Here is a 20,042-nt window from a genome sequence, read left to right on the forward strand (position 1 = left end):
GCCGGCTGAGTTCGTCACCCCTCGAAGAGAGTTCTCCGCGATGACCGAGATGTATTCCACCCCTGCTCCTGCGAACCTCACCTGGCTCCTGGACGAGTTCACCCGCGACACCCCGGACGTGCGCACGGCGATCGCCGTGAGCGTCGACGGGATCTCCACGTACGCCAACACCGGCATGTCGATGGCGGACAACGAGCGGCTGGCCGCGATCACGTCCGGGTTCCACAGCCTCGCGCTCGGCATCGGCGCCCACTTCGAGGGCGGCGTCGTCCGGCAGGTCGTCGCCGAGCTGGACAACCTGCTGTTCTTCGTCGCCGCGGCCGGCCGCAACACCCTGCTCGCGGTGCTGGCCGCTCCGCACGCCGACGCGGGCATCGTCGGCTACGAGATGACCCTGCTCGCGCGCCGCGTCGGCGACTACTTCGCCACCGCGTCCCGCATCGGCAGCCACCGCATCGATGACTTCGCCGGGTGAGGGGCGTCCTCGGCCGTGGGTCGAGGACGACGACACGGAGGCGGTGCGCCCCTACGCCGTGACCGGGGGACGCACCACCCCGAGCGTGCCGGTCGACCTGATGGCGCTGGTCCGGGCCACCGGGTCGGTGCCGGAGCACCACCTGGACCCCGACCAGCTCTACGCGGTGCACGCCTGCGCCCGGGAACCCCGGACGGTCGCGGAGATCGCGGCGGCGCTGCGCCGGCCGGTCCAGGTCACCAAGATCCTGATTTCCGACCTCATCGGGCTGGGTGCCGTCCGCCTGCGGACACCCGTGGCCGCTGCCGGTGGACACACTTCCGAACGCCTCCTGGAGAAGCTGCTCGATGGTCTCGAAAATCTCTGAGTCCGACCCGGACGAGTCGTTTCCGTTCGTCCCGCTCAAGGTGTTGGTGGCCGGTGGGTTCGGCGTCGGCAAGACGACGCTGATCAAAGCCGTCAGCGAGATCACGCCCGTGACCACCGAGGCCCTGATCACCACGGCCAGCGCCGCCCTCGACCGCCTCGAAGGGATCGAGGGCAAGACCACCACGACCGTCGCGATGGACTTCGGCCGGATCTCGTTCCCCGCCCAGCAGCTCAAGCTCTACCTCTGGGGGACGCCCGGCCAGGACCGTTTCTGGTTCATGTGGGACGAGTTGGCGCTGGGGGCGGTCGGCGCCATCGTCCTGATCGACACGCGGCGGCTGGCCGACAGTTTCCCGGCCGTCGAGTACTTCCTCTCCCGCGACCTGCCGTTCGTCGTCGCGGTCAACGAATTCGACGGCGCGTACCGCTACACGCCGGACGAGATCACCGAGGCGCTGGCGCTGCGTGCGGATGTGCCGGTCGTCCACTGCGACGCCCGACTGGCCCGCTCGGTGACCGATGTGCTGATCGCGGTCGTGCGGCACTCGCTGCGCGTCGCCGCCACCGTGAATGGAGTATCTGATGCCGTTTGACGACGAGACCGGATTGGATCTGCCCCGCGAGGACGCCAACGCGCCGCAGCGCGTCGCCCGGCTGCGGGAGCTGGGGCTCTACGACACCCCCGACGAGGGGTTCGACGAGCTCGCGGCGAAGCTGGCCGCGGACGGTGCGAGCCTGGCCGGGATCGACTACGCGCCGTACGCGATGGTGAACTTCCGGACCGACCGGCACCAGTTCTTCGCCGGGCTGCACGTCCCGGCGGAGCTGGTGCCGTCGTCGGACGGCGACGGGGTCTCCCGGGTGATGGACCTGCAGCACGGTTACTGCCCGGAGGTGGTCGGCCGCGGAAAAGCCCTCGTTCTCGACGACGTGTGCGCGCACCCGCGGTTCGAGTCGAACGAGGTGGTCGACCTGATCGGGATCCGGTCGTACCTCGGGGACGTGGTGCACGATCCGCGGACGGGGATCGTGCTGGGTACGGCGTGCATCGTCGACACCGAGCGGCGGGCGTGGGGGCGGGCCGGGCTGAAGCTGATCAAGGACACCGTCGCCCAGATCGAGTCCCGCATCTGGGACATCGGTCGCTGAAGTGGTGGGTCCGGGCCTCACCGGTGAGGCCCGGACCGGTGTCAGACAGCTTCGATGAGCGGTTCGACGTGCAGGGGGACCACCTCGGCCGGTTCGGGAGTGGTGAAGCGGGTCGACCAGGGGGTGCCCTTCACGGTGCCCAGGGCGTACTCGGCGAGGCGGAGGCGCTGGACGGCGGAGGTGCCCGCGGGCGGCAGGATGTGGAACGCGTCGCGCTGGTAGCGGGCGATCGGGGAGTCCTCGGGGAACAGCCCGTGGGCGCCGTGGATCTCCACCGCGAGGCGCGCGGAATCCAACGCGTACTCCGCGTTGATCAGCTTCGCGTTCTGCAGCTCCGCGTCACACGCGACACCCGCGTCGAGCAGGTGCGCGGCGTGGTAGGCCACGAGCCGCGCGGTCATCAGCTGCGACTGCATGCGCCCGATCTGGTCGCGGACGGTCGGCAACTCGGCCACCGGCTTGCCGTACCGGTGCTGCCACTGCGCGAACCGCACGGTCTCGGCGACCAGCGCCTCGTGGATCCCGAGCGACACCGCGGTGAGGTTGGGCCGCCCGACCAGGATGCTGGAGGAGTAGGCCACGTCCAGCCCGTCACCTTCGACGCCGAGCAGGTTCTCCACCGGCACGCGGCAGTCGTCGAAGATCAGCTCTCCGAAGCTGAAGCCGGGCAGGCCGACGGCCGGCCGGTGCGGCGCGAGCGAGAAGCCGGGCCGGTCGGCCTCGACGAGGAACGCCGACAGGCTGCGGCCCCCGCGCTCACCGGTGCGGGCCACGACACCGTGCAGGTCACCGACGTGGCTGTTGCCGACGAACGCCTTGCGCCCGTTGAGCACGTAGGAGTCGCCGTCGCGTCGCGCGGTCGTCGACATGCCCAGGACGTGGCTGCCGGACGTCGTCTCGGTGACCGCGATCGTCGGCAGGCAGTCGCCGGCGGCCACCGCGGGCAGCCACCGCTTCTTCTGCGCGGGCGTGCCGAAGTGGATGATCTTCGCGACGCCGAGCTGGGAGGCCTGCGCCATCGCGCCCATCGCGCCGCTGACGCGGGAGAGCTCCTCGATGATGATCGTCTTCGCGACGTGCCCGGCGCCCATGCCGCCGTGGTCGGGGTCGATCGCGGCGCCGATCCAGCCCTGCCGCGCGATCAGTCTGGACAGTTCGTGCGCGACGCCGCGGTCGGCCTCCATGTCGGGAACGCGGGGGCGGACCTCGGTCTCCGCGAAGGCCCGCACCTCGTTTCGGATCCGGTCATGGGATTCGGTGGCGAAATAGCCGTCCATACACAGCCTCCGTCGCGAGTCGCCGCCCGGGAAGCGCCCGTAGGGGGCGCGTGCCGGATCGACGACAAAGTGCTGTAGGGGGTTCGACGCCGGTGGTGACTGCTCCGTCCTGACTGGCGCCGGAGTCAACCCTGGCGTGTGCGGGGACGCCGCGCATCCGTTGCAGGGGGTCATTCGAGGGTCACTTCTGGTATTCCCCGGTGCTCGGGTTCCCGCTGTTGGGGGCGCGGACCGGGGCGAGTCGCGCGAAAAGTGCACAGCGGATGTTCAGCTCCTGAACCCCGAATGCGCCCGGACCGGCACGTTGGCCTGTCCGCTACCGACCGGCAGGCCGGATCGATGCCCGGCCTGTGGTTTCTGCATCTCGTTGGGTCCGGCGCGCACACCGTGGCACTCGGGGCGCATTGGAGGCTTTGGGGTGATTCAAGTGATTTGCTAGGGACATGCTCAAGCCGTTCCCCGATGCCTCGGCGCCGCCGCTCATCCACGTCGGCCGGGAACCCGTGTACGACCGCGAGGGGCAGGTCGTCGCTTACCGGCTGCGGTTCCGGGACACCGCCGACGGCGCGGAGGCCACGCCGGCGCGGACCGCCGCGCTCAGCCGGCTGATCGTCACCGCGTTCACCGAGTTCGGCCTGGACGAGCTGGTCGGGCAGGCGGAGTGCTTCGTCACCGTGAACCGGGACTTCCTGACCGGTGCGGTGCCGGTGCCGTTCGCTCCGGGCCGGGCGTCGCTGCTGCTCGCGGAGCCGTTCGCGCTGGACGACGCGTCGCTCGCAGGCGCCGCGGCGCTGGTGCGGCGGGGGTTCTCGCTCGCGGTGGATGTGCGGGGCGGGGAGTGGGGGCCGTTGCTCGAACCCCTGTTCGGGTTGATGTCGTACGTGACGCTGCCGGTGCCGGACGACGCCGACGAGTTCCGGACGCGGTGGGCGCGGTTTCCCGGGGTGTGCCTGATCGCGGAGCCCGGCTCCGATCGGGCCCGGGCGCTCGAGCGGGGATTCGAGCTGTTCCAGGGGACGCTGCGTGGGGCCGGTGCGCCGGGGGTCGCGTCGCGGCCGCGGTTGTCGACGACCGCCGCCGCGCGGTTGCGGCTGATCGCGCTGCTGAGTCGCGAGGACGTCGACATCGACGACGTGAGCGAGGCCGTCGCGCAGGACCCGGCCGTCAGTTACCGGTTGCTGCACGCGGTGGGGGCGGCGGCGTCCGGGCAGACGACGCGGGTGATCTCGCTGCGCGAGGCGGTGATGCTGCTCGGCCTGGACCGGATCCAGGGGTGGGTGACGCTGATGCTGCTCTCGGACGGTGCGGCGTTGGACAAGCACGCGGCGTCGGTGGTGCTGGGGCGGGCGCGGTTCTGCCGGAATCTCGCGGGGGCGTTCGGGGCGTCGCCGGGTAGCGCGTTCACCGTGGGGCTGCTGTCGGGTCTGGCGGAACTGCTCGCCCTGCCGGTCGCGCAGCTCGTGGCCGCGCTACCGCTCGCGGAGACACTGGTCGGGGCGCTGGTGTCCGGCGAGGGCGCGCTCGGCACGGTGCTGCGTACCGCGGAGCGCTACGCCGACGGCGTCGTCGACCGCCTACCGGGCGTTCTCGCCCCACCCGACCTCGTCCACGCCCAATTCGGCGCCCTCCGCTGGACCAATCACCTACTCGCCGCCGCCTGAGCGGCCATCATCGTCGGGTGGATCAGTGACCGGCCGCCGGTGGCCGGGTCAGCGGCCCGCGCGGGACACCAGGCCCTCGGCCAGTTCCGGCGGCAGGGCGGCGGGGTGCAGGACGCCCAGGCGCTGGGTCGCGCGGGTCAGGGCCACGTACAGGTCGTTGCGACCGCGCGGCGAGGCGTCGATCATCGCGGCCGGATCGACCACCAGCACGACGTCGAACTCGAGGCCTTTGGACTGAGCCGCACCCAACACGACCATCGACGCCGTCAGATCCGGGTCGGCCCCGGACGACGCCTCCGGCAACGCGGCCGCGATGGCCGCCGCCTGCGCGTCGGGCGCGATCACGGCCAGCCGCCCCTCGTGCAGCCCGGCCAGCTCCTTGCGGGCGACCTCCGCGACGTCCGCGGGCGTCACCGCGACGCACTCCCAGGGCGGCACCCCGGCCTCCCGCACCGCCGACGGCGGCTCGGAATCGGCGTCCAGCGTCTCCAGCAGCGGCAGTGTGATCGCCATGATCTCCGCCGGCGTCCGGTAGTTGACCGACAGCCGGCTCAGCCGCCACCGGTCACCGACGAACGGTTCGAGCGCCTCGTCCCACGAGTCCAGCCCACCGGGGCTCGACGTCTGCGCGACGTCACCGACCAGCGTCATCGACCGGGTCGGACAGCGGCGCATCAGCACCCGCCACGCCATCGGCGAGAGCTCCTGTGCCTCGTCGACGATCACGTGCCCGAACGTCCACGTGCGGTCCACCGCGGCGCGCTCGGCGACCGTCCGGCGGTCCGCGACCCGGCTGCGCTCGGCCAGTCGCCGGGCGTCGATCAGGTCGGTGGCAGTGAGAATTTCCTTGTCCTCGGTGCGCGACCCGGCCGCCACGTCCAGCACGCCCTGCGCGTACGCGATCTCCTCGTCACGGGCCTGCGACGCCCGCGCCCGCACCGCCCGGTCGTCCTCGCCGAGCAGTTGGGCGGCCTCGTCGAGCAGCGGGACGTCGGCCACGGTCCACCCACTGGGCGACCCGATCCCGGCCGCGCGCACCAGCAGCGCCTGCTCGTCGTCGCTGAGCAGACCGTCGGCGGCCGACGCGAGCCGCGCGGGGTCGGAGAAGAGCTGGGAGAGCAGCCGCTGCGGGGTCAGCTGCGGCCACAGCGCGTCGCACGCCGCCGCGACCCGCGGGTCGGCCGCCGCGATCGCCCGCAGGTCCAGCGCGGTCTCCGAGTAGGGATCGACCTCGTCCTCGGGCGAGTCGGAGAACCCGAGGCGCTCCAGGTCCCCGCGGGCCGCCGCGTCCAGGTCGACGCCGCCGAGCAGCTGCGCGGACTCCGCCTCGAGGCGGTCGGCCAGCCCCTGGGCCTGCGCGGCCAGCTGCCGGGCGACCTCGTCGAGCACCAACCGGACGAACACCGGACGGGCCTTGTTGTGCGGACGGCGGGTCTCGCGGGCCTGGTCGGCGGCCGCGGTCCAGAAGTCCGGCTCGAGCGTCACCACGTCGTCGCCGACGCGCACGTCGAACGGCTCACCGCGCGGCCCCTGGCGGTCCCGGACCGCCGCCGCGACCACCTGCGCCATCACCGGCCGGCCCTTCACGGCCGCCGCGGCCGCGGCTTCCGCGCGGTTCGCCACCACACCCGGGAACAGCTCGCCGACGGTGGAGAGCAGCACGCTGGTCTCACCGAGCCCTGGCAGCACCTGACCGATGTAGCGCAGGAACGTCGGATTGGGACCGACCACCAGCACACCCCGGGTCGCGATGCGCCCCGAGTGGTAGAGCAGGTACGCGGCGCGGTGCAGCGCCACCGCCGTCTTGCCGGTACCCGGCCCGCCCTGCACGACCAGTACACCGGTCTGGTCGCTGCGGATGATCGTGTCCTGCTCGGCCTGCAGCGTCGCCACGATGTCGTGCATCCGGCCGGTGCGGCTGCTGTTGACCGCCGCCAGCAGCGCGGCCGCACCGGAGAGCTGCTCGCGTCCGGCGTCGGGTGCGCCGTCGAGAACCTCGTCGTCGAGCGAGACGACCCGCCGTTCGCGGGTGACGATGTGCCTGCGGCGGTGGACGCCTTCCGGCGCGGCGCTCGTCGCGACGTAGAACGGGCGGGCGGCCGGGGCTCGCCAGTCGAGCAGCATCGGGTCCGCGTCGGCATCGTCGGCCGGGAGCCCGACGCGGCCGATGTAGTGCAGCCCACCGTCGCTCAGGTCCAGGCGCCCGAAACACAGGCCGTGCTCGGCCGCGTCGAAGCGGGAGAGCCGGGAGGCGTACTCGCTGAATGCCGAGTCCCGCTCGGAGCGGGCCTGCGCGGTGCCGCCGGACTGCGCGGCCACCTCGGCCAGCCGGGAGCGCGTCGCGTCGCGCAGCTCGTCGAGCCGTGCGTAGAGAACGGTCAGCCGGTTCTGCTCGGTGTCCAGGTCTGTCGTGCCACTGTCCGCGAGAGACAAAAGTCCACCCTCGTGTGTTCGCCGATTGGTGCGGGCTCGATCGTGCGCGTGCGCAACGTCAAAGACCAGTCTTGTTGTTCCCGGAGAGTTCGATCGGACCGGGTGGCCGGTGACCGGATCGTTCCGGTTCGGGGCGTCATCGGGTCTGGTCCGGGGTGCGGGCGCGGGTCGAGGATTCTCGTCATGACCAGTGCATTGTTGGTGATCGACGTCCAGGAATCGTTCCGGCAGCGCGCGTCGTGGGCGGCGGTGTCGAATCCGTTCGTGGTGGAGCGGATCTCCTCGCTGGTGGACGCAGCCCGGTCGCGCGGGGAGCTGGTGGTGTGGGTGCTGCACACCGAGCCGGGCAGCGGGGGACCGTTCGACCCCTCGTCCGGGCACGTGCGGCTGATTCCGCCGCTGGCCGCCACGGCCGGGGAGCCGGTGGTGTCGAAGACGTCGCGGAACGCGTTCACCACCACCAACCTGCAGCAACTGCTCACCGAGGCCGGGGTGCGGGAGGTCGTGGTGACCGGCATCCAGACGGAGCAGTGCTGTGAGACGACGGCGCGGCTGGCCGCGGACTACGGGTACGAGGTCACGTTCGTCACCGACGCGACGGCGACGTTCCCGATTCCGCATCGGGACGCCGATGCCACCGGCGTCGACGCGATCCTGGGAGACCCGCGCACGCTCGGGACCAACGCGATCGTCGAGCGCACCGAGTACGCGCTGGCCGGACGGTTCGCACGGATCGCGAGCACCCGCGAGCTCGTGGCAGACTGACCGGATCGTGCGCCGGGTCGTGTTCTTCCTCGTGCCGGGCCTGCACCTGCTCGATCTGGCGGGCCCGGCGCAGGTGTTCTCGGCGCTGTCCGGGTTCGGCTACCCGGTCACGTTGCACTTCGTCGCCGAGCGCGCGGAGGTCACCAGCGCTCAGGGTCTGCCGCTGCGCGCCGAGCCCGACTGGCCGGCGCTCTCCCGCGACGACCTCGTGATCGTCCCGGGCTGGCGCATCCGCGCCGAGCTCTGGGAACGCCGCCCGGGCCCGGTCTCCGCGGGCGTCGGCGCGGCGGGCCGTTCGGGCGGCCGAGTCGAAGCGGAGTGGATCACGCCGGAGATGAGTGCGGGGGCGCTCGGGCAGCTGCGGGCTCATCATGCGGCCGGGGGGACGGTGGCGAGCGTGTGTGCGGGGGCTGATGCGCTCGGGCGGGCCGGGCTGCTGGACGGGCGGCGCTGCACCACGCACCACGAGATCCAGCGGGAGCTCGCGCGCCGGTACCCGCGGGCCACGGTCGTGCCCGACGTGCTGTACGTCGCCGACGACCGGGTCGTCACGTCCGCGGGGATCGCCAGCGGCATCGACCTGGCGCTCGGCATTGTGGCGTCCTGGCACGGCCCGGCGGTCGCGGCCCGGGTGGCCCGGGAGATGGTGGTGTACGCGCGCCGCAACGGCGACGAGCCCCAGGAGAGCGTGCTGCTGCGCTACCGCGCGCACCTGTCCGACGTCGTGCACCGCGTCCAGGATCTGATCGACGCCCGGTACGCCGACCCGCTCCCGCTGCGCGCGCTCGCCGACGCCGGGGGAGTGAGCGACCGCACGCTGACCCGCCTGTTCGACCGCGCGACCGGTCTCACGCCCCTGCGCTACCAGCAGCTGCTGCGCCTCGAACGCGCCGAACACCTGATCGGCCAGGGCAGCACCGTCGAATCGGCCGCCCGGACGGTCGGCTTCACCGACGCCCGCATGCTCCGCCGCCTCCGATCCCGCCCGTCCGCCTAGGCCCTGTCCTGCGAATCTCGCTCGCAGCGAGACCCGGCTGAGCGGAGCCGCAGCCGAGCATGGATTCGCAGGACAGGGCCTAGCTGGGGACGGTGGGCGTCAGGTTGCGGGAACGCGGCCTAATGTGGAGCCGACCGGGAGGCACATCGACGGGGGAGAGCTCCATGACCACCGTGTTCCGGTTGGACCGCGGAACGCGTGACCGCTACGCACAGCTCGTCCGGTTCCATCACGACATGTTCGCCGACGCCTGGGGCGACATCGCCCCGGTCGAGTTCGCCATCGTGGCCTGGCGGATCGCTACTCCGCCGCTGGCCTCCACCCGCGCGTACGTGCGCTGGCACCGCCGGGTGCTCGCCGCCGAGGCGGTCCGCAACTCCTGGGACGGCACGCTGATCGCCCGGGTGCAGCTCGTCGCGCCCTCGCCGGTGAACCTGGACGCGTTGCCGCCGGTGGCGTCCGCGACGCCGCCGACCAGCCCGTTCGGCGACGACCGCACCCGCGAGGAGGACGAGGGCGCCTGGCGGGGCTGGCCGAACACGTTCGGGCAGTTCGTCACCCCGACCGACCGTGACCTCGCGCGCGGCCCGTTCCTGCGCGCCAGCGTGCTGGTGGAGGCGCCGCTGCCACTCACCGGGCTGCCCGAGGCACCCGAGGGGCCGGTGGAGGGCTTCGAGCAGGACGCGGATCGGGCGGTCGCCGTGCTGGCGCGGGCGATGGACCGGTTGGTGGGTCCGATCGTCGCCGGCCTGGAGTCCAGCGGTCCGGACGTTCCCCTCGATCGTTCACCCTGACCCACCACCGCCCACGGTGGCTCGCCGAGTGGCGTCGATCAAAATAACAAGCCCAAACGCACGTCCCGCACCCGGCCCACCGGACCTCACGCGCCGACTACGTCGGCACACGCTTTCTCCCAGCGGGCGCGGCGCTCGGCGGTCAGGTAGGCACTGTCGGGCGGGAGCTGGCCGGACGCGGTGAGGCGGGCGTAGGAGAGCAGGTGCGCGGCCGGGGACGCCAGGTCGTGCGCGGGTTGGGCGACGAGGGGTTCGAGGACGGCGTCGGGGAAGCCCCAGAGTCCGACGAGGTAGGCGCTGGCCTGCGCGGACGTGCAGCCGAACGCGGCGACTTCCGCGGTGGCGCGCTCCCGGGGGTCCGTGATGCCGCGGAGGGTGGCCCAGCCGTCGGGGCGGGCGGTGACCTGGGCGAGCAGTCCGATGTCGTGCAGAACGCCGGCGAGGAAGACCGCGCTGGCCTCGGTGCGGTCGAGGTTTTCGGCCGACGCGAGGCGCCGGGCGAGTGCGGCGGTGCGCATGCTGTGGGCGGTGAGTGCGTCGAGGTCGAAGCCGGGGGGCAGGGGCGCGTCGGTGCGGTAGGCGCCGCTGGCCAGCGCGAGGGCCTGGAGGGTGTCGACGCCGAGCAGGACGACGGCTTCTTCGAGGCTTTCGACGTGGCTGGGTGGGCAGAAGAGGCCGGAGTTGACGAGTTTGAGCACGTCGGTGGTGGTGGTGAGGTCGCGGCGGACGATGGCGGCGAGGCCTGCGGCGTCGGTTTCGGCGGCGATGAGGTCGGTGTAGATGGTGGGGGGCTTGGGGAGGGTGAGGACGGGTCTTTTACCCCGTGCGGTGGTCACCTGGTCGACGGCGGCCAGCAGGTCCTCGGGTGCACACGGTTTGACGAGGAAGCGGTGGGCGTGGGCCAGGACGCGCAGGAGTGATTCGCGGTCGGTGCGGGCGGAGAGCACGAGGCGGGCGTGGGGGCCGTCGGCGGTGAGCAGGCCGGCGAGTGGGGGTTGGGCGGCGTCGCACACCAGTACGTCGACGGGGAAGTGCTCGACGGCTTCGGCGGTGGTTGCGGCGAAGACGACGTCCCAGTGGGGGCGGGCGCTGCGCAGGATGCGGCGCAGGGCGGCCAAGGCGTGGGGTTCGTCGTCGGCGAACAGCACTCGGACGCCGGTCACCGCACCTCGCCTATCCGTGGGAACCCTTCCTGGTTAAAGTAGGTTATTCCGGACGAAACGTCATTCTGGGGGCGCAGTGGCGCAGCGGATCCTGCTGGTGGACGACGAGCCCGGGGTACTCGACGGGCTCCGTCGAACATTGTCGGCGAAGTACCAGGTCGAAGCCGTGCTCAACCCCGCTGACGCGCTCAAGAAGCTCGAGCACAGCCGCGGCGGCTCGAACCCGTTCGCGGTGGTCGTCTCGGACATGATGATGCCGGAGATGACCGGATCGGAGTTCCTCCGCGCGGCCTCCGAGGTGGCGCCCGAGGCGGTGCTGATCCTGCTGTCGGGCAAGGCGGACGTGCGTTCGACGATCCCGGCGATCAACACCGGCCGGCTGTTCCGGTTCATCGCCAAGCCGTGCAGCCCCCGGGACCTGCAGGCCGCGATCGACGACGCGTTGCGGCAGTACCAGGTGGGCAAAGCCGGCACGGACCTGCTGGAGAAGACGCTGTCGGAGTCGGTGAAGGTGCTGGCGCAGGCCCTCGCGATGGCCAGCCCGGAGACCGGGAGCCGGATCACGACGATCAGCGAACTGGTCGGTGGGGCCGCCCGGCAGCTGGGGCAGTCCCACAGCTGGGAGCTGCGGATGGCCGCGCGGCTCTCCCAGCTCGGCCTGGTGTCGATTCCGGCGGAGGTGCTGCAGCGGGTCGAGGGCGGCATCGAGGGCAGCGCCGGGGAGAAGGCCATGTACCGGTCGCACCCGGACGTGGCCCGGAACCTCCTGGCGGGGATCCCCCGGTTGGAGCGGGTCGCCGAATGGATCGGGTCGCAGACCGCGGACGCCACCGCACCCCCGCCGAAGGGCGCCCCGGACCCGGACGACCGCGCGGAGCTGCAACGGCAGATCTTCCTCGTCGCGTGTGAATTCCTGGCGGCCAAGGACATCGGGGAGTGGCCGCCGGAGTGCGCGGCGCGGCTGACCGGCGGGGGCCGGTACCGCACCGACGTCATCCAGGCGGTGCTCAAGACCGCGCTGGAGCGCGACGCGGCGCCGGACGCGATCTCGGTGCAGATCAACCAGCTGAAGGTCGGAATGCGGTTCGTCCGTGACGTGAAGGCCACGAACGGCGCCACACTGGTGCGTAAGGGCGATCGGGTGACCGACACGGTGCGGGTGCGGCTGCAGAACTTCAAGACCTACGTCGGGGTGATCGAGCCGCTGCGTGTGACGCCGATCAAAGAGACGCTCTGAGGCCGGCCGCCCGGGCGATCGCCAGGGCGGCGGTGCGCACGGCGACGCGGGCGGCGACCTGCACGCCCTCGTCCTTGGGCCCGACCAGCGAGATCGCGCCCAGCGGCTCCCCGCCGCGGCCCAGGATCGGGGCGGCGACGCTGGAGACCGTGGCGGGGCCGGTGCCGACCGGGTTGGGTCCGGCCACCGCGCACACGCCCGCGGACCGGACGGTCGCCAGCAGCTGACGGATGCGGGGCGGGTCGGCCGCGGCGGCCAGCGCCTCGTCGCGGACCTGCTCGGGGGCGTGCGCCAGCAGCGCGATGCCGATGCCGGTCTCGGTGAGCGGGAGCCGCCCGCCGACCCGGTACTTCACGGCGGTCGCGTCCCGCGCCGAGAGGCGTTCCACCAGCACCGCGGTCTGCCCGTCGCGGACGCCGAGCAGGATGTGCTGGCGGGTGACGTGGTGCAGGTCTTCCAGGAACGGCAGCGCGGCGGCCCGCAGGCCGTGGCCGCGGGGTGCCAGTGAGGCGATCTCGAGCAGCTGCAGCCCGACGACGAAGTCGCCGTCGGCGGTGCGTTCGAGCGCGCCGACCGCGACCAGTTGCGTCGCGATCCGTGAGGTCGTGCTTTTGGGGAGCACGGCGCGGGCGGCGAGCGTGGCCAGCGGCAGGGCCTGGCCCGCGTCGGCGAAGGCGCCGAGGATGCGGAACGCCCGGTCGATGATCGGTTCGCCCTGCGGTGGGCGTCCCGAGCGGCGGGCTGACGTTCCACTCATCGGAACGGCTGCTGTGTGCGGCGGGTCATCTGGCGCACCTTAACCGGCGTGACATCCACCGTGCTGATCGCCGGCGGCGGCCCGTCACGGGGTGGCGTCGATCGTGGTCGAACCGCGCACGGAGATCAGCTGGGCCCGGCCACGACCTCGCCGACCTCGATGGAAGGAAGTCTTATGCGGATAGCTGTTCGCGCCGGACGGACCGTGGTGATTTCCCCGGACGGCGCCAATTGTGTCGACGTTGCGAAGGCCAGTGACGGGGCGTTCGGGCCTGATCCGCGCGCGGTGTACTGGGCGTGGGACGCGTTCTCGGCCTGGGCGGCGTGTGTTCAGGACTTCGGCGAACCGTTACTGATCGAGGAACTCGGACCGCCGTCACCCGATCCCCGCCAGGTCTTCGCGATCGGCCTCAACTACCGCGACCACGTGCTCGAATCCGGTCTGCAGATCCCGGCGTCCCCGTCGGTGTTCACGAAGTTCACCGGCAGCTTCGCCGGCCCGGTCGGTGACCTGGTGCTCCCCGCGGGCACCGTCGACTGGGAGGCCGAGCTCGTCGTGATCATCGGCCGGGAAGCCGACCGTGTCGCGGCCGGGGACGGCTGGTCGCACGTGGCGGGCCTCACCGTCGGTCAGGACTACTCCGAGCGGGCGCTGCAGCTGGCCGGGTCCCCGCCGCAGTTCTCGCTGGGCAAGTCCTACCGCGGGTTCGCGCCGCAGGGACCCTGGCTGGTCACACCCGACGAACTCCCGTCGTCGCTGACCATCACGTGCACGATCAACGGCGAAACCGTCCAGCACGGCGACACGTCCCAGCTGATCTTCGGAATCCCGGAGCTCGTCGAGCGGCTGTCGGCCGTCGTGCCCCTCTACCCGGGGGACGTGATCTTCACCGGCACCCCCGCCGGGGTCGGCGGCACCCGCACTCCGCCGCGTTTCCTGCGCCCCGGCGACGTCGTCGAGACCACGATCGAGGGCATCGGCACGATGCGCCAGCGCTGCGTGGAGCCGTCATGACGCTGCACGGGCTGACCGGCATCACGCTCGGGGTGCCCGACGTGGCCGCCGCGACCGCGTTCTACACCGACTTCGGGCTCACCCCGCTGGGCGATGGGCTCTTCGCGACCGCGGACGGGGGTCAGCAGCTCTCCGTGGCCTATTCACCGCAGCGGCGGTTGATCGCCCTCGGCGTCGGGGCCGATGATCCCGACGATCTGGACCGGGTCGCGCGGAGTTTGGCCCGCCTGGGAGTCACCGCGGAGCGGTCGGCGGCCGCGGTGCGGGCCACCGACCCGGGCACGCGGGTCGCCGTCACTGTTTCGCTCGCTCCTCGGGTCGGGTCCACGCCGCTCGCGGCTCCCGCGATCAACCGGCCCGGCGAGGTGGCCCGCCCCAATGCCCGGGCCGACGCGGTGCTGCGCGAGGGACCGGTGCGGCCCCGCAAACTCGGGCACGTCGTGCTCGGCTCCACCGACCAGGACACGTCGCACCGGTTCTTCACCGACGGCCTCGGGTTCCGGGTCAGCGACACGGTGCCCGGGATCGCGGCGTTTCTGCGCTGCTCGACAGACCATCACAACGTGCTGGTCCAGAGCGCCCCGGTGAGCTTCCTGCATCACACCTCGTGGCAGGTCGACGACGTCGACGAGGTGGGGCGCGGCGCGAGCGCGATGCTCGAGGGCGACCCGGCCCGGCACGTCTGGGGCCTCGGCCGCCACGCGATCGGCTCCAACTTCTTCTGGTACCTCAAGGACCCGGCAGGCAACTTCGCCGAGTACCACTCCGACCTCGACTGCATCGTCGACGACGCCCTGTGGACGCCCGGGGTCTGGGAGGGCGCCCGGTCGCTCTACCAGTGGGGCCCGCCGCCCCCGCCGTCGTTCCTCGCCCCCGACGACCTCGCCGCCCTGATGACCGGAGCCCACAGTGGTTGATTTCGCATCCCACGCCTATCCCGAACAGCATGTCGACCTCGGTGAGGTCCGACTCAACTACGCCACCGCCGGCTCACCCGAAAACCCCGCGCTGCTGCTGATCCCCGAGCAGACCGGCTCCTGGTGGGTCTACGAGGAAGCGATGGGCATCCTCGCCGAGAACTTCCAGGTGTTCGCCGTGGACCTGCGGGGCCAGGGCCGCAGCACCTGGACACCGAAGCGCTACAGCCTCGACAACTTCGGCAACGACCTGGTGCGGTTCCTCTCGGTGGTGGTGGGGCGCCCGGCGATCGTGGCCGGCAACTCCTCCGGCGGTGTGCTGGCCGCGTGGCTCTCGGCGTACGCGCTGCCCGGGCAGGTCCGCGGCGCGCTGTGCGAGGATCCGCCGTTCTTCGCGTCCGAGCTCGTGCCCGCGTACGGACACTCGATCCGGCAGGCCGCCGGGCCCCTGTTCGCGCTGTTCCGCGACCACCTGGGTGACCAGTGGAGCGTCGGGGACTGGGCCGGGTACTGCGCGGCGGCGAACGCGTCGTCGTCGCCGATGGCCGGGTTCTTCCGCGCCGAAGAGATTCCGCAGCACCTCAAGGAATACGACCCGGAGTGGGCTCGCGTCTTCTACGAAGGCACCGTCGCGTTGCACTGCCCGCACGAACTCATGCTGACGCAGGTCAAGTCGCCGATTCTCGTGACGCACCATGCGCGCTCGATCGATCCGGTGAGCGGGTCGCTGATCGGGGCGCTGTCCGACGAGCAGGCCGGGCAGGCGCGGCGGCTGATCGCGTCGGCGGGCGTGCGGGTCGACTACGAGTCGGTGCCGGATGCGCTGCACATGATGCACCAGTTCGAACCGGCCCGGTACGCGAAGATCCTCAGCGGGTGGGCGGCCACGCTCTAGGTGTTCCAGTGGGTGGGGCGGGGGAGGCGGGCGGGGATCGTTGTGGTGTGGTCGCCGCGGGCGGCGGCGAGCTGGGACGGGGTGAGGAACAGCGCGGTGAAGAGGTTCGCTCCGCGCAGATCGGCGTCGCGGAGATCGGCGCCGGTGAGGTCGGCGCCGCGCAGATCGGCGTTCCGCAGATCCGCGGCGATCAGGTAGGCGCCGCGCAGGTTGGCGCCCCGCAGCGCGGCTCCGCCCAGCCGCGCCCCGATCCGATCCGCCCCCGCCCAGTCGACCGGCCCGCGCCGGCCCCGGCGTCGTCGTTTCCCGGTGCGGGCCAGGGCGCTGGCGGCGCGGAGGAGGGGGGTGACCTCGGCGCGGAGTGCGTCGGTGTCGCAGGACTCCAGGTCGGTGGGGGTGCCGTCGGCGAGGTGGCGGAGGCGCTCGGCGGCGTCGTCGAGCGCGGGGTGGAGGTCTGCGGCCGCGGGCAGGCCCAGGGCCTCCTCCACGTACCAGCGCAACTCGTGCAGCCGCCGCACCACCGGGAAAACCTCGAACATGCTCGAGGCGACGTCCGGCGAGTCGCGCCACGAGCGACCACCGAACGTGTGCTGGGTGACGTGCTGGCCGGCACCGAGGCAGTCGAACACCGTGCAGCCGGTGTACCCGGAGGTACGAAGGTCCGCGTGGATGCCGCACCGGTCGTCCGCAGTGAGGTTTCCGCACGGGCGGCCACCGGGCTTGTCGACAGCGAAGTCCGCGGACCGCGCGAACGGCAACGCCACGCAGCACAGCGCGGCGCACCGCCGGCAGTCGGGCCGCAGGTCGCCGGGGGGTGTGGTCACTGTCCCAGCGTCCGTTCCGGCGCGTCCCACGTCGATCCGGCGCGCCACTCCACCCCGAACGCCTCCTCCCCGAGCACAGCCACCAGCCTCTCCCGAGCCACCCCGGCCTCCGGCAACCCACCCCTCATCGGCCGGCTGAGTGCAGTGTCCCCACGGTGCGGGGTGACTCCGTGGCGTAGGGCCCAGGCCGCTCCGAGCGCTCGGGCGCCGTGAGGGGCGCGGGCCTGGCTGCTGGCGCACCAGGCGGCGTAGCGTTCGAGCACGTCGGCGCGGAGGGGAGCGTCACCCGTGCGGGCGGACAGGAGCAGCGCCCGAGCGTGCCACTCGCCCGCAGTGGGCGACCCCCGCTCGGCCTCGACCCGCGCCAGGCAGGAATGCAGCTGCGCCGTGAACCGCACCGCCGCCGGCGGCCCCACCACGGGTGCCCGCTGCGGTGGGGGTTCGTCGGTGGCTAGTAGCGACAGGGCGGTGTGGTGGTGGGTGACGGCCGTGGGGAGGTCGCCGTGGTAGCGGGCTACCTCGCCACGGGCGTGGGCGATACGGGCTCGGAGCAGGCTGTCTTCGGTGCGGGCCGCGAGCGCGTCGGCGCGGGTCAGGGCATCGGCGGCGCCGTCGAACTCGCCCAGGCGCCCGGCGAGCGTGGCGATCTGGACGAGCAGCTCCGGGATCTCGCTGAGCCCGTCGAGCTCCACCGCGAGCGCCTCGGCCTCGCGTAACGCCGCCAGGGCCGCAGCGGGGTCGTCCGCTCCGGTGACCATCGCGATGCTGGACGCCGCCAGCAGCAACCCCCAGCGCTCGCCCAGCGGCGTGAACAACGCCCGTGCCGCGGCGAACGCAGCGTGCGCGCGGTCGGCGTCACCGGCGTCCCAGGCCGCGTGCCCGGCCAGTACTCGGCTGGCGGCCCGGCACCACGGATCCGGGTGCTGCGCGAACCGGACCGCGGCCGCCTCCATCCAGGCGGGCCCGCCGGTGTCCGGCGACCCCACCCCACCCCCGAGCCACGCGACCGCAAACATGCTCGCCGGGTGATCCAGCCCCGCCACCGCCTCCCACACCCCACCCGGCGCCCCGAACCCCTCCCCGGCCCGGACGGCGGTGTGGGCCCCGGACGAGTACGAGGCGCCGGGGGCAGGGGCTGTGGGAGGCCAGGGGCCTGCTGTGGCGGCCAGGAGGCAGAGGGCGGTGGCGGTGTCGGGAGTGGGGGACACCTCGCCGAGGGTGAGGGCCTGGGTGGCCCAGGTGGCGGCGGTGCGGCGCTGGCCGGTGAGCCACCAGAACCACAGGCGCGCCGCGACCAGCCTGCGTACCACCCGCACGTCGCCGGCGGCGAGCGCGCGGGACGTCGCCGCGTCCAGGTCCGCGTGCCACGCCTGGAATCGTGCGATCGCGCCCAGCTGGTCGCCGGTGCGCAGGACCGGTTCGTCGCGCTCCACGACGTCGAGAAGGTAGGCGGTGTGGGCAGCGGCCACGTGCGCACCCTCCCCGGCCTCCGCGAGCCGTTCCGCGGCGTAGGCGCGGACGGTCTCCAGGAGTCGGTAGCGACGTCCGTCGGGGCCGTCGACGGGAACGACCAGCGACCGGTCGACCAGGTCCCCGACGACGTCGGGCAGGTCGGTGCCGGGACCGCAGACCGCGTCGATCGCGGCCAAGGGGGCGGGGCCGGCGAACAGGGCGAGCCGTCGCAGGAGGGTGCGCTCCGGGGCGGTGAGCAGCTCCCAGCTGCCGTCCATCACCGCGCGCAGGGTGCGGTGGCGCGGGACCCCGCCGCGGCTTCCCCGCCCGAGCAGCGCGAACCGGTCGTCGAGCCGGGACGCGACCTCGGTGAGGCTCAGCGACCGTAAGCGGGCCGCGGCCAGTTCGATCGCCAGTGGCAGCCCGTCCAACGCCGCGCAGATCCGCGTCACCTCCGCCGCGTTCTCGGCGGTCACCGCGAACCCGGGCCGCACCGCCGCAGCCCGTTCCGCGAACAACCGCACCGCCGCCGCGCCCGGCGCCCCCTCCTCGATCGCGGACGCGACCGGCAACGGCGATACGGGGCACAGCGCCTCGCCCACGACGCCGAGCGCCTCCCGGCTGGTCACCAGTGCCCGCACCCCCGGAGCCGCGGCCAGGACCCGCGTCACGAGCAACGCCAGCGGCTCCACGACGTGCTCGGCGTTGTCGAGCACCAGCACCAGCCGCCGGGTACGCAGCAACTCCGCGAGCTGCTCCACCGGCTCGCCCTCGGCCGGGGCCAGCACCACGGTGGGGCGCGCCAGCACCGACAGCACGGCCGACGCGAGCGCGTCCACCGACGCCCCCACGCCGGCCAGCTCCACGAGCCACACCCCGTCCGGCGCGGCCGGCGCCGACACCGCCTCGAGTGCCAGGCGCGTCTTCCCCACACCCCCGGGCCCGGTGAGCGTCACCAACCGGCCGGACGCGAGCAGCTGCACCACCCGGGCCAGCTCGGCGGAACGCCCCACGAAGCTCGTCAGCGACGCCGGCAGGTTGCCCCCGCGGGGCAACACCTCGGCCGGAGCCTCCTCCCGCAGCGCCGCCAGGTGCGCCTCCCGCAGCTCCTGCCCCGGATCGACGCCGAGCCGGTCGGCGAGCATCCGGCGGGTGTCGGCGAAACGTTCGAGCGCATCCGCGCGGCGCCCCGCCGCGACCAGCGCCTGGATCAGCCGCGCCGCCAGCCCTTCCCGCAGCGGGTGGGCGGCACATGCGGCGGTCAGTTCGGTGACCAGCGCGGTGGCGTCGACACCCAGTGACAGGTCCGCCGCGACCCGGCCCTCGAGCGCGGTGAGCCGCAGTTCCTCGGCCTGCGACGCGGCGGCCAGCACGAACGGTGCGTCCCCGGCGTCGGCCAGCGCGGGACCGCGCCACAACCCCAGCGCTTCGCGCAGCAGCGACGCGGCGACCTGGGCGTCCCCGGAGCGCAACGCGGACGTACCGGCTGCGACCAGGCGCCCGAACTCGTGCAGGTCCACCAGGGCAGGGGAGAGGCTCAGCCGGTACCCCGCCGGGTGCGACCCGATCGCGTTCCGGCCGGGTGGGCCGGCCCGGTCCAGGTCACGCCGTAGCCGCGACACCGCCGACTGCAGCGCGTTGCCCGGTGCCGCCGGCGGCCGGGCGTCCCACAGGTCGTCGACGAGCCGGTCCACGGTGACCAGCCGCCCCGGGTCGAGCGCCAACCGACACAGTAGAGCGCGCTGCCGCACCCCGGTGACGGGAACCGCAAGGCCCGCGGAGTCACGCACCTCCACGGCGCCGAGCAGCCCGATGTTCATGGACACGATTCTGTCCCATCCCACCGACAAGGTAAGTAATAAC

At 72.9% G+C, this 20,042-nt stretch carries 18 protein-coding genes; 12 read left to right on the forward strand and 6 right to left on the reverse strand.

All coding sequences use genetic code 11. The features are described from left to right. Positions 1-40: 40 nt before the first annotated feature. The 4 genes from ACGFY5_RS09815 to ACGFY5_RS09830 are packed head-to-tail and all read left to right on the forward strand — an operon-like array spanning position 41 to position 1,993. The gene (locus tag ACGFY5_RS09815; protein ID WP_392719193.1) at positions 41-475 is read left to right on the forward strand and encodes a roadblock/LC7 domain-containing protein; all 435 of its coding nucleotides are present in this window, start codon (positions 41-43) and stop codon (positions 473-475) included. Then, positions 459-842: a DUF742 domain-containing protein gene (locus ACGFY5_RS09820; protein ID WP_392719194.1), complete on the forward strand. Its 384-nt coding sequence runs from the start codon at positions 459-461 to the stop codon at positions 840-842. Before ACGFY5_RS09815 ends, ACGFY5_RS09820 begins: the two co-directional genes overlap by 17 nt. After that, positions 823-1,437: an ATP/GTP-binding protein gene (locus ACGFY5_RS09825; RefSeq protein ID WP_392719195.1), complete on the forward strand. Its 615-nt coding sequence runs from the start codon at positions 823-825 to the stop codon at positions 1,435-1,437. The genes ACGFY5_RS09820 and ACGFY5_RS09825 overlap by 20 nt, the downstream gene beginning before the upstream one ends. Next, positions 1,427-1,993, forward strand: a complete 567-nt coding sequence (locus tag ACGFY5_RS09830) for a GAF domain-containing protein (RefSeq protein ID WP_392719196.1) — start codon at positions 1,427-1,429, stop codon at positions 1,991-1,993. Before ACGFY5_RS09825 ends, ACGFY5_RS09830 begins: the two co-directional genes overlap by 11 nt. A 41-nt stretch (positions 1,994-2,034) precedes the next feature. On the opposite strand, the gene ACGFY5_RS09835 is transcribed toward ACGFY5_RS09830, so the two are convergent. Continuing rightward, positions 2,035-3,270, reverse strand: coding sequence for an acyl-CoA dehydrogenase family protein (locus tag ACGFY5_RS09835; RefSeq protein ID WP_392719197.1), 1,236 nt, complete (start codon positions 3,268-3,270; stop codon positions 2,035-2,037). Between the two features lie 443 nt (positions 3,271-3,713). Here ACGFY5_RS09835 and ACGFY5_RS09840 point away from each other — a divergent pair, with 443 nt between their 5' ends. Then, positions 3,714-4,931: an EAL and HDOD domain-containing protein gene (locus ACGFY5_RS09840; protein ID WP_392719198.1), complete on the forward strand. Its 1,218-nt coding sequence runs from the start codon at positions 3,714-3,716 to the stop codon at positions 4,929-4,931. A 48-nt stretch (positions 4,932-4,979) separates the two neighbouring features. On the opposite strand, the gene ACGFY5_RS09845 is transcribed toward ACGFY5_RS09840, so the two are convergent. After that, positions 4,980-7,364, reverse strand: a complete 2,385-nt coding sequence (locus ACGFY5_RS09845; protein ID WP_392719199.1) for a HelD family protein — start codon at positions 7,362-7,364, stop codon at positions 4,980-4,982. A gap of 183 nt (positions 7,365-7,547) precedes the next feature. On the opposite strand from ACGFY5_RS09845, the gene ACGFY5_RS09850 reads away from it, so the two are divergent. The 3 genes from ACGFY5_RS09850 to ACGFY5_RS09860 all read left to right on the forward strand — a co-directional run bounded on the left by ACGFY5_RS09850 (position 7,548) and on the right by ACGFY5_RS09860 (position 9,920). Next, complete coding sequence (locus ACGFY5_RS09850; protein WP_392719200.1) at positions 7,548-8,129, forward strand: cysteine hydrolase family protein; 582 nt, start codon at positions 7,548-7,550, stop codon at positions 8,127-8,129. Positions 8,130-8,136: 7 nt separating this feature from the next. Further along, on the forward strand, positions 8,137-9,126 hold the full coding sequence (locus tag ACGFY5_RS09855; protein WP_392719201.1) for a GlxA family transcriptional regulator: 990 nt from the start codon (positions 8,137-8,139) through the stop codon (positions 9,124-9,126). Between the two features lie 164 nt (positions 9,127-9,290). Continuing rightward, positions 9,291-9,920 carry a hypothetical protein gene (locus ACGFY5_RS09860; RefSeq protein WP_392719202.1) on the forward strand — a complete coding sequence of 210 codons (630 nt, stop codon included), beginning with the start codon at positions 9,291-9,293 and terminating at the stop codon, positions 9,918-9,920. A gap of 86 nt (positions 9,921-10,006) precedes the next feature. Here the strand turns inward: ACGFY5_RS09860 and ACGFY5_RS09865 are convergent, their stop codons facing one another. After that, positions 10,007-11,083, reverse strand: a complete 1,077-nt coding sequence (locus tag ACGFY5_RS09865; protein ID WP_392719203.1) for an HDOD domain-containing protein — start codon at positions 11,081-11,083, stop codon at positions 10,007-10,009. Between the two features lie 76 nt (positions 11,084-11,159). Here ACGFY5_RS09865 and ACGFY5_RS09870 point away from each other — a divergent pair, with 76 nt between their 5' ends. Further along, the gene (locus ACGFY5_RS09870; protein ID WP_392719204.1) at positions 11,160-12,320 is read left to right on the forward strand and encodes a response regulator; all 1,161 of its coding nucleotides are present in this window, start codon (positions 11,160-11,162) and stop codon (positions 12,318-12,320) included. Here the strand turns inward: ACGFY5_RS09870 and ACGFY5_RS09875 are convergent. Further along, on the reverse strand, positions 12,304-13,077 hold the full coding sequence (locus ACGFY5_RS09875) for an IclR family transcriptional regulator (protein WP_392719205.1): 774 nt from the start codon (positions 13,075-13,077) through the stop codon (positions 12,304-12,306). The genes ACGFY5_RS09870 and ACGFY5_RS09875 overlap by 17 nt on opposite strands. Before the next feature lie 174 nt (positions 13,078-13,251). On the opposite strand from ACGFY5_RS09875, the gene ACGFY5_RS09880 reads away from it, so the two are divergent. The 3 genes from ACGFY5_RS09880 to ACGFY5_RS09890 are packed head-to-tail and all read left to right on the forward strand — an operon-like array spanning position 13,252 to position 15,903. Beyond that, a complete protein-coding gene (locus ACGFY5_RS09880; RefSeq protein WP_392720454.1) occupies positions 13,252-14,091 on the forward strand; it encodes a fumarylacetoacetate hydrolase family protein in 840 nt (279 codons plus the stop codon). Next, positions 14,088-15,008, forward strand: a complete 921-nt coding sequence (locus ACGFY5_RS09885) for a VOC family protein (RefSeq protein ID WP_392719206.1) — start codon at positions 14,088-14,090, stop codon at positions 15,006-15,008. Before ACGFY5_RS09880 ends, ACGFY5_RS09885 begins: the two co-directional genes overlap by 4 nt. Next, positions 15,001-15,903, forward strand: a complete 903-nt coding sequence (locus ACGFY5_RS09890) for an alpha/beta fold hydrolase (protein ID WP_392719207.1) — start codon at positions 15,001-15,003, stop codon at positions 15,901-15,903. Before ACGFY5_RS09885 ends, ACGFY5_RS09890 begins: the two co-directional genes overlap by 8 nt. On the opposite strand, the gene ACGFY5_RS09895 is transcribed toward ACGFY5_RS09890, so the two are convergent. After that, a complete protein-coding gene (locus ACGFY5_RS09895; protein ID WP_392719208.1) occupies positions 15,900-16,727 on the reverse strand; it encodes a pentapeptide repeat-containing protein in 828 nt (275 codons plus the stop codon). The two genes, ACGFY5_RS09890 and ACGFY5_RS09895, sit on opposite strands and share 4 nt — an antisense overlap. Continuing rightward, entirely contained in the window at positions 16,724-19,999 is a 3,276-nt protein-coding gene (locus ACGFY5_RS09900; protein WP_392719209.1) for a BTAD domain-containing putative transcriptional regulator, read from the reverse strand. Before ACGFY5_RS09900 ends, ACGFY5_RS09895 begins: the two co-directional genes overlap by 4 nt. Positions 20,000-20,042: the final 43 nt, after the last annotated feature.

It is taken from the genome of Cryptosporangium sp. NPDC048952 (genome assembly GCF_043197895.1).
In the GTDB taxonomy this organism is placed as follows: domain Bacteria; phylum Actinomycetota; class Actinomycetes; order Mycobacteriales; family Cryptosporangiaceae; genus Cryptosporangium.

Bases quoted from the DNA above. Each gene is read 5' to 3' on its own strand.
- ACGFY5_RS09815 (WP_392719193.1), top strand. From the start codon at position 41: ATGACCGAGATGTATTCCACCCCTGCTCCTGCGAACCTCACCTGGCTC.
- ACGFY5_RS09820 (WP_392719194.1), top strand. From the start codon at position 459: ATGACTTCGCCGGGTGAGGGGCGTCCTCGGCCGTGGGTCGAGGACGAC.
- ACGFY5_RS09825 (WP_392719195.1), top strand. From the start codon at position 823: ATGGTCTCGAAAATCTCTGAGTCCGACCCGGACGAGTCGTTTCCGTTC.
- ACGFY5_RS09830 (WP_392719196.1), top strand. From the start codon at position 1,427: ATGCCGTTTGACGACGAGACCGGATTGGATCTGCCCCGCGAGGACGCC.
- ACGFY5_RS09835 (WP_392719197.1), bottom strand. From the start codon at position 3,270: ATGGACGGCTATTTCGCCACCGAATCCCATGACCGGATCCGAAACGAG.
- ACGFY5_RS09840 (WP_392719198.1), top strand. From the start codon at position 3,714: ATGCTCAAGCCGTTCCCCGATGCCTCGGCGCCGCCGCTCATCCACGTC.
- ACGFY5_RS09850 (WP_392719200.1), top strand. From the start codon at position 7,548: ATGACCAGTGCATTGTTGGTGATCGACGTCCAGGAATCGTTCCGGCAG.
- ACGFY5_RS09860 (WP_392719202.1), top strand. From the start codon at position 9,291: ATGACCACCGTGTTCCGGTTGGACCGCGGAACGCGTGACCGCTACGCA.
- ACGFY5_RS09875 (WP_392719205.1), bottom strand. From the start codon at position 13,077: ATGAGTGGAACGTCAGCCCGCCGCTCGGGACGCCCACCGCAGGGCGAA.
- ACGFY5_RS09880 (WP_392720454.1), top strand. From the start codon at position 13,252: ATGCGGATAGCTGTTCGCGCCGGACGGACCGTGGTGATTTCCCCGGAC.
- ACGFY5_RS09885 (WP_392719206.1), top strand. From the start codon at position 14,088: ATGACGCTGCACGGGCTGACCGGCATCACGCTCGGGGTGCCCGACGTG.
- ACGFY5_RS09900 (WP_392719209.1), bottom strand. From the start codon at position 19,999: ATGAACATCGGGCTGCTCGGCGCCGTGGAGGTGCGTGACTCCGCGGGC.